8 protein-coding genes and 1 tRNA gene are annotated in these 11845 nt (G+C 68.1%); 2 read left to right on the forward strand and 7 right to left on the reverse strand.

Features of this window, described 5'->3' with window-relative positions:
- The first annotated feature begins 1142 nt into the window (after positions 1-1142).
- Entirely contained in the window at positions 1143-2042 is a 900-nt protein-coding gene (locus OG735_RS00005) for a hypothetical protein (protein WP_327321062.1), read from the forward strand.
- Between the two features lie 305 nt (positions 2043-2347).
- Here the strand turns inward: OG735_RS00005 and OG735_RS00010 are convergent, their stop codons facing one another.
- From OG735_RS00010 to OG735_RS00020, 3 genes are all read right to left on the reverse strand, one after another.
- Positions 2348-4792: a DEAD/DEAH box helicase gene (locus OG735_RS00010; RefSeq protein WP_327321063.1), complete on the reverse strand. Its 2445-nt coding sequence runs from the start codon at positions 4790-4792 to the stop codon at positions 2348-2350.
- Between the two features lie 150 nt (positions 4793-4942).
- Entirely contained in the window at positions 4943-5458 is a 516-nt protein-coding gene (locus tag OG735_RS00015; RefSeq protein ID WP_327321064.1) for a hypothetical protein, read from the reverse strand.
- A gap of 42 nt (positions 5459-5500) precedes the next feature.
- Entirely contained in the window at positions 5501-7873 is a 2373-nt protein-coding gene (locus OG735_RS00020; protein ID WP_327321065.1) for a Helicase associated domain protein, read from the reverse strand.
- A 173-nt stretch (positions 7874-8046) separates the two neighbouring features.
- On the opposite strand from OG735_RS00020, the gene OG735_RS00025 reads away from it, so the two are divergent.
- Entirely contained in the window at positions 8047-9090 is a 1044-nt protein-coding gene (locus tag OG735_RS00025) for a TniQ family protein (RefSeq protein ID WP_327321066.1), read from the forward strand.
- Positions 9091-9145: 55 nt separating this feature from the next.
- Here the strand turns inward: OG735_RS00025 and OG735_RS00030 are convergent.
- The 4 genes from OG735_RS00030 to OG735_RS00045 form a co-directional block, all read right to left on the reverse strand.
- Positions 9146-9219, reverse strand: a tRNA-Met gene (locus OG735_RS00030).
- Between the two features lie 66 nt (positions 9220-9285).
- Positions 9286-9861, reverse strand: coding sequence for a transcriptional regulator (locus OG735_RS00035; protein WP_327321067.1), 576 nt, complete (start codon positions 9859-9861; stop codon positions 9286-9288).
- Complete coding sequence (locus OG735_RS00040; RefSeq protein ID WP_327321068.1) at positions 9862-11376, reverse strand: helix-turn-helix domain-containing protein; 1515 nt, start codon at positions 11374-11376, stop codon at positions 9862-9864.
- A 61-nt stretch (positions 11377-11437) separates the two neighbouring features.
- Positions 11438-11719, reverse strand: coding sequence for a helix-turn-helix domain-containing protein (locus tag OG735_RS00045; RefSeq protein ID WP_327321069.1), 282 nt, complete (start codon positions 11717-11719; stop codon positions 11438-11440).
- Between the last annotated feature and the right edge of the window lie 126 nt (positions 11720-11845).

The following is an 11845-nucleotide window of genomic DNA, read 5'->3' on the forward strand; positions in this document are numbered from 1 at the left end:
CGCCGCCGCTACGCGGCGGAAGATCCGTAGCCGCTCCGCGGCTACGCCGACTGCTCCGCAGCCGGTTCCTTGACTCGCTCCGCGAGTCAAGGGTGTCGGGTCGGCGGGTGGAGTCCTGATCGCTCCGCGATCCGCCATCCACCCCGCCTTATGTAAGCGGTACGTGCCAACTTGGTTTGTAACTCAGGTTGATTGGGAAGCCGCCCGCTCCGCGGTCGGCTTCAAGCTGGCTGCGGACCTCCGGCGCTTCGCCTTTCCTCTGCGGCACTCAGTGTGGTGCCTCCTGGTGCTTCAATGGAAGCAGAAAACTATGTAAGTTTCTGTGATGTTGGCCCTCCCCCGTCTCCTCGGTCGGGACGATATGTCTAACGGTCTGTTCGAAAGTCCGCCACACCGCCAGCCTCACAGGGCTGGCTTTCAGGAGGAATTGATTGAGTATCAGGCCTGTGGGATCCGTGCTTGGCGGGTTCCGGCATGCCTCACGTCGGGCGTGCCTCGTCAGATGGACGCGGCCCGAGCCGGGGCACAACACGTCACCAGCATGCCTGCCGCGCGGCCAACGAGTTGCTCGCGATCATGCACGCGCGAGGAGATAGCCTCGAATGAATCGTCGTCCAACACCGAACGCGCATACGCGAGATGGACCAGTTGCCGCGCCAACTCCAGCGTGAGGTCAGCCCTTTGGAGGCCGCATGCCTCGCTATCTCGATCCCGAGGCCGCCAAGGCGAACATGATCGCCAAGAGGGTTTGGCCGATCTCCGTGTGGCCCGGGAGCGGCGAGCGGTGGCTGAGTGTCTGTATGGACTGCGGTGAATTCGTCGATCCGATCTACCGCAATGTGATGCGGCCGAACAGCGGCGGTTGCAGGCCGTGCGGCCGTGCTCGAGGGGCTGCCCTGCGTAAGGTTCCGGAAAATCAGGCCGCGGCTGAGATGCGAGCCGCCGGGGTGGAGCCGCTGGAGGCATATCCGGGGGTGGACGCTCCTTGGCTCAGCCGGTGTTTGAGCGCGCTGTGTCCTGGGCTGTGGGAGGGCGATCCGGCCGATATCCGGCCGCGTCTGTCGGACGCACGCCTGAGCAGGGTGTCAGCGTGCAAGTACTGTGCCCGGGTTGCTGTACGGCCCGAACGTGCGGTGTTTGAGATGATCCAGCGCGGCGTGGAGCCCCAGGAGCCGTACAAGGCGGCCGGCAGGCCTTGGCCCTGTGTCTGCCTGAAGTGCGGGGCGGACGACATCGCCCCCAGCTACGCCAACGTCGTCCTCACCGGACAGGGAGGGTGCCAGCGTTGCGGTGGGAGGATGCGCGTACCCGAGGAGCAGGCCGTGAGCGAGCTCCTCGCCGCCGGTGCCCAGCCCTTTGAGCCGTACCCGGGGGTCAACGAGCGCTGGCGCAGCCGGTGCCTGGCTCCCGAGTGCCCTGGGCCGCCAGAGCGGATCATCTATCCGCGGCTCGGATGGGTCCGGCGCGGTGCCCAGGCGTGCAAGTGGTGCGCCGGTGTCGTCATCGCTGGCGATGAGGCGCACGGCATCATGGTGGCAGCGGGTCTGGAGCCACTGGAGCCGTATCCGGGAGTGCGCGAGCGCTGGAAGTGCCGATGCGTGAACCAGGTGTGCGGGGCAGAGGTGTTTCCCACCCTGGGCAGTGTGAACAGCCGTGGCACGGGTTGTTCCGAGTGCGCCGAATACGGATTCAAGCGTGACCGGCCCGCCCTCGTGTATCTACTGCACCACCAGGGCCTGCAGGCAGCGAAGGTCGGGATCTGCAACCTGAGGACCGGTCGGATCGAGAAGCACCGCGGCCGGGGTTGGCAGCTGTACAACACTTTGTCCTTCACGCGTGGCCGTGACGCCGAGCGGCTGGAGCGGGAGATCCTCGCCGAGTGGCGGGCTCAGGACTGGAAGCCTGTGCGCAACGCAGGCCACGCTTACGACGGCTGGACCGAGACAACTGCTCTCGGTGGTGACATCTGTGTGGCGACGTTGTGGGACGGCGTGTTGGAGTTGCGCAGCCTGCTGGAGCTGGAACCCCGTGGTGCTCGGTGACGGGCAGCAGTCCGTCGGCCTGATCAGAACGATCAACGTTCGCCGGCCTCTACCGGTTGCGGAGGGCCCACCGCGCGGTGGGAGTTGTGGTGGTTCGCTGTCCGGCGGGTGGTGTCGGCGTATTCGTTGAAGTGCTCAACTCGGGCGGAGCAGCCGCTTGCTCGGGTGCGAGCGCCGTTGCCGCGCCGTGGCCAGCGTCGAGTCTCGCTCTGGTCCCGAACTACGTTGGGGGCACGGACGCTTGTGCGATGTGGCCGGGTCAGAGGCGACTCCGCATAGTCGCGTCTGACTGAGGCCGGGCCCGCTTAACCGGACTCGCGAAAAGTCCAGTCTGCCTGGAGGATCTCCGCCATCAAGTGGTTCTGCTCGTCGGTGAGTTGACTGGCATTCCGCTTGGAACGTGCCTTGCTGAGCCACGGTCCGATCATGATCCGTTCTCCGTCGACCTCGACCCATTCCCGGGAGCCGGGCGGTCGGTTCCAGCGCTCGACGAAGACCCGGAGGATCTGTGCGGTCTGCTCGAAGGAACGACGGGGCCGCCTTGCTGCGGGTGAGCTCATCTGCTGTGCACGTGTCAGGGGAGCGGCGGCCGGGGTCAGTTCCAGGCGAGTAAGGAGGTCGCGTTGTCCGGGGGTGAGCTGGTTCCAGGTGGAGAACTGGCGGTGCAGCCAGCTTCCCGCCTTTACCTCGTCGATCACCGTGTCGCGGCGCAGCGTGGTCGGGCTGTGGCCGGCTTCGATGTGGCGTCGTAGGAGGTGGTATTTGCGGTGCCAGTCAGGGCCGTACGGGAGGGTCCAGTGGGGGTCGATGGTGGCGAGCTGGGCGTGGCGGTCGGGGTGGAGGCGATTGTTGCGGGCGAGGGCTCGTTGGCTGACGAGGAATTGGCCGCCGGGTTGGTGGAGGGGGATGGCGAGGTGGCCGTGCTCGGTGTGGAAGGCGGTGACGGTGGTGAGGTGGCCCTTCCAGGAGGCTTCGTGGTCGTCCCAGATCATGCCGAGCGCGTCGAGTTCGGCAATCCAGTCCTCGGTGACAATGCCTTGTCTGCGGGCGGTGCGCTGGCCGGCGATGAAGGTGCCGAGTCGGTAGCCGTAGGCGTCTTCGTAGTCGGTGGGGACGCGTAGGTGGTGGTGTTCGGTGTGGAAGCGGGTCGCGGCCGCCAGGCCTGCCCTGCGTGGGGCGGAGAGGATTGCGTTGTCGGCGGGCCAGGCGATCAGGTCCATGGCCTGGGCGATGCTGTCGGGGTTGAGGGTGAAGTCGAAGCGGAAGCGGCGGGCCAGGAGGGTGCGGGTGCCCTGCTCGAGGCGGTGTTTGGCGGTGGTGCGGGGGGCCCGGGCGGCGATGGTCTGGTCGTGGTGGCGCAGGGCGGCGGTGACGAGCCAGAGGGCCTCGTAGGGTGTGCCGAGGAGGTCGGTGGGATCGGCGCCGTGGGGGATGTAGGCGGGGATGACGAGGCTGGCGGTCTTCGTGGTCTGGGTGGGGGGTTTGCGCAGGGCGCGGCCCAGCGCCTGGACGATGCGGCGGACGCTGGCAGTGCGGTCGGCGAAGACGACCGCGTCGACGGCCGGCAGGTCGATCCCCTCCCCCAGCACTTGGGAGTTGGTCAGCACGGCGCGGTCGGCGGTGGCGAAGTCGGTGAGGATGTCGTGGCGCTGGCCGGGGGTGTGGGTGCCGTTGATCGACTGGACCACCAGGTCGCTCGCCCAGACGGGGCGTTGGTCCTCGGCGAGGGTGCGCAGGGTGTGGGGGAACTGGCGGGCGAAGTCGGTGGCGTCGGCGACCTGTTGGAAGTACACGATCACGTGGTGGAGGTCGTGTTCGGTCATCGCTTTGAGGACGGCCAGGTGCAGCGCGGTGGTGCGGCGCACGGTCGGGCCAAAGCCGGAGTGCGCCTCGGGGGTGGTCAGTACGGTGCGCAGCTGGGTGTCGGTGATCGTGGGGACGACCAGTTGGTAGTCGGCGAGAACTCCGTCTTCGATGGCGTCCGCGTGGCTGTAGGTGTGCAGGCGGGGGCCGAAGGTTTTGACATCTGCCATGGAGGCGACGAGGGCCGGGGTGTCCCAGGCGGGGGCGGTCGCGGCGGTACGTCTGGGCTGGGGGTGGGTGGTGGGTGCTTCGGTTAGGCGGGGCGGGTCCCATTCGTAGGGGGTGGCGGTCAGGTAGAGCCGGCGGTCGGCCCGGATGCGGGTGTGGTCATGCAGGACGGTCCAGTCCTTGTCCCAGCTTCCTGCGGTGCGGTGCGCCTCATCCACGATCAGCAGGTCGAAGGTTGGCACAGGAGCGGGGGTGTGCTGGGTCTGTTCGATCTTCGGGAGGGAGTCGAGCGTGACGAAGACGGTGGCGTGCTCGTGCCGGGCCAGCCAAGTCGCCAGGAACTCCGGGTTGTTGGTGCTGTGGACAGCGGCTCCGGCCAGGACGGGGTGCCTGCCCGCGGCCAGGGACGAGATGGCCATCATCACTTCCCGGCGTCCGTCGTTGCGGGCCGTCTGGGCCCACTGGGAGATGAGGTCCAGGCTCGGCACGGCGATGAGCAGGTGCCGGGCATCAAGGGCCTCGGCGGTCCGCAGCGCGGTGAGTGTCTTGCCGGTGCCGCAGGCCGAGACCGCGTGTCCGCGGGTCCGCGCGCGTGCGAGGTGGCGTGCCGCGCTGTCGACCGCCCGTTGTTGGTCCGGGCGCAGTGAGAGCCGGGCAGGGCGGGCTTGGGAGGCAGTGACAGCCGAGATTTCGGCGAGGGGCTCGTCGGGGGAAGACATGGGGCAGGGTCCTCAGTGCGCGAGGGAACGGCGGCCGGCGAGATCCATCGTGTCGTTTGTCCTTCGCTGAATGGCGTTGCGGAGGCCCGTGGCGGCGGGCGTGGGTCGTGTCGTGCAACGTTAGGGGATGTCGTGGGGCTGGTCTGGAGGCTAGGCGAACAAGGCTTCCACCAGGACTGCTTGGAGCGTTCCTTCTACTAGGGCGGCCGTGATTTCAGCTGCGGAGGGGTCCCCGGTGAGGCCGGTGCACAGGACCGCGCAGGACTCTTTTTGAACCATCTTCCACATCGCGTCGGACAGAACGGTGGCTGGGACACGGATGGTCGGCGTCTCTTCAAGGGTGGGGCCCTCGTAGTAGATGCCCCTGAAGGTGCGGTCCCGAGTGGCGAAGACTGCCTTCCATTTCTGGTGGGCCTCAGGGATGACGTCTCCCTGCCAGGGCGGCCAGGTGAAGCGGCTTCGATCGACGTCGGTCTCGTCCGGGTGGGGGGAGGCCGGGTCGGTGACGGTGCTCAATACGATCACGATCACGTCGGTGCCCAGAGTGAATTCGTTGACGAGTTCGGTCAGGCGGTTGACCTGTACCTGTGAGGTGGGGAGCGTGACGTGGGTGAGGCCGATGTTGAAGGCAGGCAGCCGGCCGGGTGAGTGGGGCGGTGTCGTCATGATGCCGGAGTACTCCTGTGGTCTGCTGGTGCGCACGGCGGTTCAGGTTGTGCTGTGCCGGTGGCGTGAGGTCCAGCGCATGTCGAGGGCTTCCAGGGCGTCCAGTTGTTCCCGGGAGAGGGTTTGCGGGGCGCGCCGTTTCTCGGCGAGCCACCTCCCCAAGCCGAATTCGGGGCCGTCTTCGCAGGTGTAGTTGCAGGGAACGTCCAGGTGATGGTGACGGCGGCGGTATGTGTAGGCGGCCTGCAGTCCTCGGGCGAAGGCCCGTTGTGAGGCGCTACGGGGGTGGCGCAGCAGGAGGGCCAGGGGGTGCTCGATGGGGAGGTCGCCCAGGAGGTGGTGCTGGTAGGTCTCGAGTCCGGTGAGGTTGTCGATCTGGTTGGCCAGCCACTGGGTGAGCAGTGGGACAGTGCCGGTGAGTTGGTGCGGGCCGGGGAAGATCAGGGTGTTGTCGCGCGCGGCGGCGTGGGCGTGGGCGTAGGTGCGTTTCCATTCGGCTTTGCCTTTGGCGTTCCACCAGGGGTAGATCTCGTTCAGGGCCCTTTGGTAGCAGTGGGGCAGGCGGCGGGTGGTGGCTTCTTTTCGGCGTTCAGCGAGCCAGCGGCCCAGGTGTAGGCCTTGGTGGTGTTCGGCCCACCGGGGTGCGAGGTGTCCGTGGTGGGTGACGTAGTCGCGGGCGATGAGGAGTTTGCGTTCGATGCTGTGCGGGGGGTGTTCCCAGATCATGCCGAGCGTGTCCAGCGCCTCGATGCGTTCAGGCAGGAGCAGGCCGTTCTTGCGCATGGAGCGCTGCACACCGGTCCACCAGCCGAGGTGGAAACGGCCGTGGAGGTAGAGGCTGGGGACATCGAGGTGACCGTGTTGGGTGTGGAAGTCGGTGGCGACTTCGAAGGCGGCTTCCCATACGCGGTTGGGGGCCATGACGTCGTTCAGGTCGAGGACGGGGATGATCTCGTCGGCGCGTTCCGGGGGCGGGGCGAGCTGAGGGGTGGCGGTGGGGTCGGTCGGGTACCGGAAGTGGTCGACGAGGTGGAAGGTGTGCTCGTCGTAGACGTCGAGGTCGATGAGGACCCGGTAGATCAGGTGGAAGGCGGTCTTCTTGACGGCCTCTGCGAGGGTTTCGCCGGGGGCCATGTAGATGGGGATGACGATGGTGGAGATCTTGCCGTCGCCGGGGGTCTGGCGCAGGGCGCGTCCGATGGACTGGATGATGTCGATGGTGCTGGTCTTGGGGTGGGCGAAGAGCAGGGAGTCGATGGCGGGGATGTCGACGCCTTCGGCGCAGCAGCGGCAGTTGGTGAGGACGGCCCGGCGGGGCGGCTGCTGTGAGGTGGGGGTGTTGAGGGGGGTGTCGGCGAAGGCGGTGTAGTTCTTGTGGCGTTCGAAGGGGGTCTGTCTGGAGCTGACGGTGCCGACCTGCAGGGGGGTGCGGTAGGCCGGGGGCATGAGGGCTGCGGTCTCGTGGAGTGTGTCGGCGCAGACTTCCGCCGCGTCGATGCAGGGGTGGAAGGTCAGGGTGCGGCGCAGGTCGTAGCGGTGCTGTGCGACCAGCAGGGCGACTTGGGCGGCTGCGGCACGCAGTGCTTCGCCGCTCCAGGTGTTTGCGGGGAGCCGGTTCAGGAGGCCGCGTAGGTCTTCGTTTCTGATGACGACGCCGGCGATGCGGTAGTCGGCGAGGAGTCCTTCGTCGATCGCTTCTCTCAGGGAGATGCGGTAGACGACGGGCCCGTAGATGCTCACGTCGTCCATGGAGGCGATGACGGTGTCGGAGCTGATGCCCTGGGCGCGGGCTTTCTTCTCGTCGAGGATGCGGGGTGTGGCGGTCATGTAGAGGCGGTGGCGGGCGGGGAGTTTGTCGTCGTGGTGGACGCGGGCCCACGGTTTGTTGTAGTCACCGGCGGTGCGGTGTGCTTCGTCGGCGACCACGACGTCCCAGCGGGGCAGGTGGAAGTCGTGGTGGGCTTCGACGACCTTGTCGAGGGAGTCGTAGGTGCAGAACACGTTGAGCGGTCCGTGGGTGTCGGCTGCCTGCCCGGCCAGTTCGTCGCCGGTATGGATCATGGTGAGGACGCCAACCAGGTACGGGTCTGCCGGGTGGTCTGAGGAACAGACTCCGAGGTAGCGTCCGGGGCGTCCTTCGCGGTGCCATGCCTTTGCGGTCTGCTCGAGCAGTCGCAGTGAGGGTACGAGGACCAGGGAGACGCCTTCGGGCGCGGTTTCCTGGACGACGTGCAGGGCTACCAGAGTCTTTCCGGTGCCGGTGGCCATGAAGACGGTGGCGCGGCGGTAGCCCTCGATGAAGCTGCTCACGCAGGCGTCCGCGGCGCACTGCTGGCGTCCGCGCAGACGGGTCTTCAGGCGCCGGGCAGAGGCAGGGGCGGTCGAGTCCGGGCGGATGCGCGTCGTCGGGGCCATGGTCCTCCCTGGTGATGGCGTGCGCGTGCACCTGGTTTCCAGGGTGGAAGGGGTGTGCGGTGCTGCGGCAGGACGTTCGCCTGGGTTCGCCCGAACGAGTGCTGGCGCTCTTGACCGCCTGCTGCCGGGCCGGTCACGGTGCCCGCGGTGGCAGTTTCGGCGGAAGGACAGCTGTGCTGAACGATCCCGGCCTGTACGGGCCTCGCAGGGCGCTGCCGCTGCGCGTGGGGCCGGTGGCGGGTGAGTCGACAGGGTCGTTCGTGAACCGGCTCGCACACGCCAACGGTCTGAGCCTGGCTGATTTTCTCGACCGGGTCGGACAGGGCGACGCATCCGTGGACCCGCCGCGGGTGGAGAAGTACCCGCAGTGCACCGAGATGTACGTGAACGAGGCGGGGCTGCTCTATCTGTCTGTCCTGGCTGACCGGTCGCCTGGTCTTCTGCAGCAGGATCTGCCCAGTCTGGGCGCAGAGCGGCTGCTGGCGGGCGAGAAGGAGGAAGCGGCGGAGTGGAAGTGGCCCTGGGAGCCGCTGGCGGGGCATCTCGTGCGGCACTGCGCGCTGTGCGGTGATGAGCTAGGTGTCGGCGAGCCGGTGTGGCTGATGTCGCCGGACAGTTGGCAGGTGTGCCTGCGGCACGGTTACTGGTCGGACGACTCCCGCGGCCGTGGTCCGGACTTCGTTCAGCTGGCCGAACTGCCCGAGACGCTGACGGCGCACCGCGTGCGGCAGCAGTTGGCCGCACGCTGGGGGCCGGCCGGTGAGGAGTTGTTCGCCGATGCCTTCCAGGTCGCGGTGTACTGGTGGACGCGGATGCCGGACACCGTGTGCTGGGTGCAGCGGGCCTGGACGGCTGGGCTGGGCGCGCGGGAGATGCGGGCGGCCCCGCTGGTGATCTACCCGGAGGCGGCGCAGCTCGCAGGCGCCATGCTGGACTTCGAACGGGCGGGGCAGCGGGATGCGGCGGGCCGGGCCCGGTGGCTCGCGGACGTGGAGCAGTTGATGGTCCGGTGGGGGGTGGACCTGGCTGAAGGGCGTCAGGCGCTGCTGGTATGGCTGGGGCGCCACCGTATGGGAGTGCCCGCTGCGTCCCGTCCGGCCGACCAGTGTCGCCTGATGCTGGCGTCGGGGCACGACCGGATCGCGTCCCGGACCGGTTCGGTGCGCCAGCGCTCGTGCCTGACCTGGCAGTTGGGCATGACGGCTGCCGACATGTAGGCCTCATACGGGTGGGGGGCTCCGAACCGTACGGTTCGGAGCCCCCACCCTGCAGTAGCGGGGACAGGATTTGAACCTGCGACCTCTGGGTTATGAGCCCAGCGAGCTACCGAGCTGCTCCACCCCGCGCCGGTTCGCACCACCGTACGCCATGCCGGCAGACGCTGGAGACCATTGCCTTGCGGGGGTCGGTCTCTACGCGGCGAAGCCGATGTTTTTGACGTACTCGTACTGGCCCCACTGGGAGCCGAGGTCGGGCAGGACATCGGCGGTCCAGGCGTCGTCCAGGCCCTGGTGGTCGCCGGCCGCCCAGGATCCGACGATCTTGTCCCAGCGGCGCACGTTCATCGTCCGGTGTGCGACCACGCGCTGGAGCGGGCGGGCCACGCCGGACTGGTCGAGGGGGTGGATCTCCACGCGGGTGCCTCGGCCCTCGCGGTTGAGGCGGGCGGTGAGGTGGCGGGCGACGTTGCGGCGCCGCACCGCCCTGTAGGCGGCGTCGATGCGTTTCAGGTTGGCCTTCGACGGACGGCGTTTGTCCTCCAGCCATGCCTTCAGCGTCCGGTCGCTCACGGTCAGTCCGGCGTCTTTGGCGGCCTGCCAGGTCCTGCCCGAAGTCGTCAGGTAGTGCAGGCGTGCCATCAGGCCCCGCTTGGCGGTCACTGGGGTGGCGATGTGGCCGGCGAGCCGGTCGAGCTGGCGGGCGACGGCGTCGCTGCCCCTGATGCCCCGGGCTCCGAACTTCCCGAACTCGATGTTCTTCTCCGGCATTTACTGCTCCTGCCCCGTGCCGGCGTCGGTGCCGGTTCCTGCGGTGTATGTGTCCTTGACCTTGACCTCGGTAACCGAGCGGCCTTCGGGGAAGACACGGCGCCAGTCTCCGATGACGTGGAGTTCGTCGGTGCCCATCGCCCGTACGACAGCCAGTCCCCCGTCGTGGGCCTTGAGCGCCTTCATCCAGAGGTTGGCGAAGGCCTGGGAGCGGATGATGTGCATCCAGTCCGGGCGGTAGAGCTCCCGGTTGTAGTTCGACTCCCCCATCGTGGACACGAACTTGGAGTACATCGCCTTCACGTACTCCAGCGTCAGCTCGTCGCCGTCTGCGATCGCGGTGTCGCGGGCGTCCTTGAGGGCGATCCGGAACTTCTCCAGGAGGTTCTCGGTGGCGCCCGAGGTGTACGACTCGTGGATCTCGGGCGGCTCACACAGGCCATGCTTCGGACCGGACAGGCGCAGCAGCAGGCGCAGGGTCGGTTCGGTGACCCACAGGGGTCCTGGTTCGTCGCGCTGGCCGATCGGGTTGGGCAGCACCGCGTCGTGCTCCCAGGCGGGCGGGGTGATCAGGTGGACTCCGGCGCGGCGCCGGTCGTGTGCGAAGCCCGTGGAGTGTTCCAGCTGGCCGAGCGGGAGGTGGGTCTTGAGTGCGCTCAAATAGGCGCCGTTGATGTCGAGCGCGGTGACCTCGTGCTTCCCGGGCGGCAGTTCGGGCCGCGTCCACTTGGGGCGGGCCTCCCAGATCTGGTCGGCGCCCTTGGAGGTCTGCTTCTTGAGGATGTCGGGGATCCAGGGGTGGGCGATCACGTCGTAACGGGCGCCCTTGCGGGTCTCGTCCAGCAGACGCATCGCGTCCGGGATGGCCCGCTTCAGCAACGCGGTGCTCACGGCTTCGACATCGCCCTGGTGCTCGGCGAGCGCGGCGTGCACCGCTTCGGGGATCAAGTCGGCCGGCCCGGACGGCTCCTGGAACGCCCGCCCGCGCGGGGCCGCACCTTTCCCGTCGGCCGGGCAGGGCGCGGTGGGCGGATGCTTCGGGGTTTCGGCGGGGGTCGCCTGGCAGTCGGAGGGGTCCAGGTGCTGAGCGAACCCCGCCACGCGTTGTTCGGCGGGACGGCCGCAGAGCACACACGGCTCGGGCACGGCGAGCAGCTCCACCTCGTCCTCGTCCTGGCCGACTTCCGGCGAAGACGTAGAGGTGACGGCCACCGCAGCAGCGCCTGACGCCACGGGCTGCTCCTCAGTCGGCATCGCCGTGGTCTCGGTATCGGTGTTGAGCTTGGTGCTCAGCCCTTCCAGTAGGTACGCGTACTTGGCGCGGGTGTCGCCGGCCGGGTCCCGGCCACTCTCCCAGCCGCCGACCGTGGACGGGCTCACCCCCAGCGCACGGGCAACCTGCGCTTTGGACAGCCCTGCCCGCTCCCGCAGGCCGCGGCGGAGCTCGGGGGCCGGGAGTTCGGCCTGCGGGCCGATGGAGGCGAGCAGCGAATCGATCGCGTCGTAGTCGCTCACCGGCCGGCTCCCTTCGCCTCGGTCCGGGTGCTGCGGCGCCGGCCGATCGCGTCGTAGTCGCTCACCGGCCGGCTCCCTTCGCCTCGGTCCGGGTGCTGCGGCGCCGGCCGGCCGGCAGTGCCTCGCACGCCCTGGTCGGCCCGGACAGCAGATCCAGTGCGGCGACGCCGTAGTGCCCGGCCAGCGTGTCGACGTCGCGCAGGGTCCATGAAGTGGCACCTGACTGCCGACGTGAGATCTGCGTCTGCGTCAGTCCGAGCGCCCCGGCCACCGACCTCTGTGACTCGCCTGTCGCCTGCATCAGTGCGGCCACCGTCAGCCGCAACGACTCCTCCAGTCCCATACCTCCGACTCTATCAGATTCAATGCGGAAAACGCATCAAAATAAGCATTCCATGCATGTTTTTGCAGATATTAATTATCTGAAACTCGCCGCTCATGGCGGAGCCTGATGTCGCCAGTGGCCGCC

This window comes from Streptomyces sp. NBC_01210 (genome assembly GCF_036010325.1).
Taxonomy (GTDB): Bacteria; Actinomycetota; Actinomycetes; order Streptomycetales; family Streptomycetaceae; genus Streptomyces.

Excerpts from the sequence above, each read along its gene's own strand:
- OG735_RS00020 (WP_327321065.1), bottom strand. The coding sequence starts at position 7,873 with ATGGCCCCGACGACGCGCATCCGCCCGGACTCGACCGCCCCTGCCTCT.
- OG735_RS00015 (WP_327321064.1), bottom strand. The coding sequence starts at position 5,458 with ATGACGACACCGCCCCACTCACCCGGCCGGCTGCCTGCCTTCAACATC.
- OG735_RS00035 (WP_327321067.1), bottom strand. The coding sequence starts at position 9,861 with ATGCCGGAGAAGAACATCGAGTTCGGGAAGTTCGGAGCCCGGGGCATC.
- OG735_RS00005 (WP_327321062.1), top strand. The coding sequence starts at position 1,143 with ATGATCCAGCGCGGCGTGGAGCCCCAGGAGCCGTACAAGGCGGCCGGC.
- OG735_RS00045 (WP_327321069.1), bottom strand. The coding sequence starts at position 11,719 with ATGGGACTGGAGGAGTCGTTGCGGCTGACGGTGGCCGCACTGATGCAG.
- OG735_RS00010 (WP_327321063.1), bottom strand. The coding sequence starts at position 4,792 with ATGTCTTCCCCCGACGAGCCCCTCGCCGAAATCTCGGCTGTCACTGCC.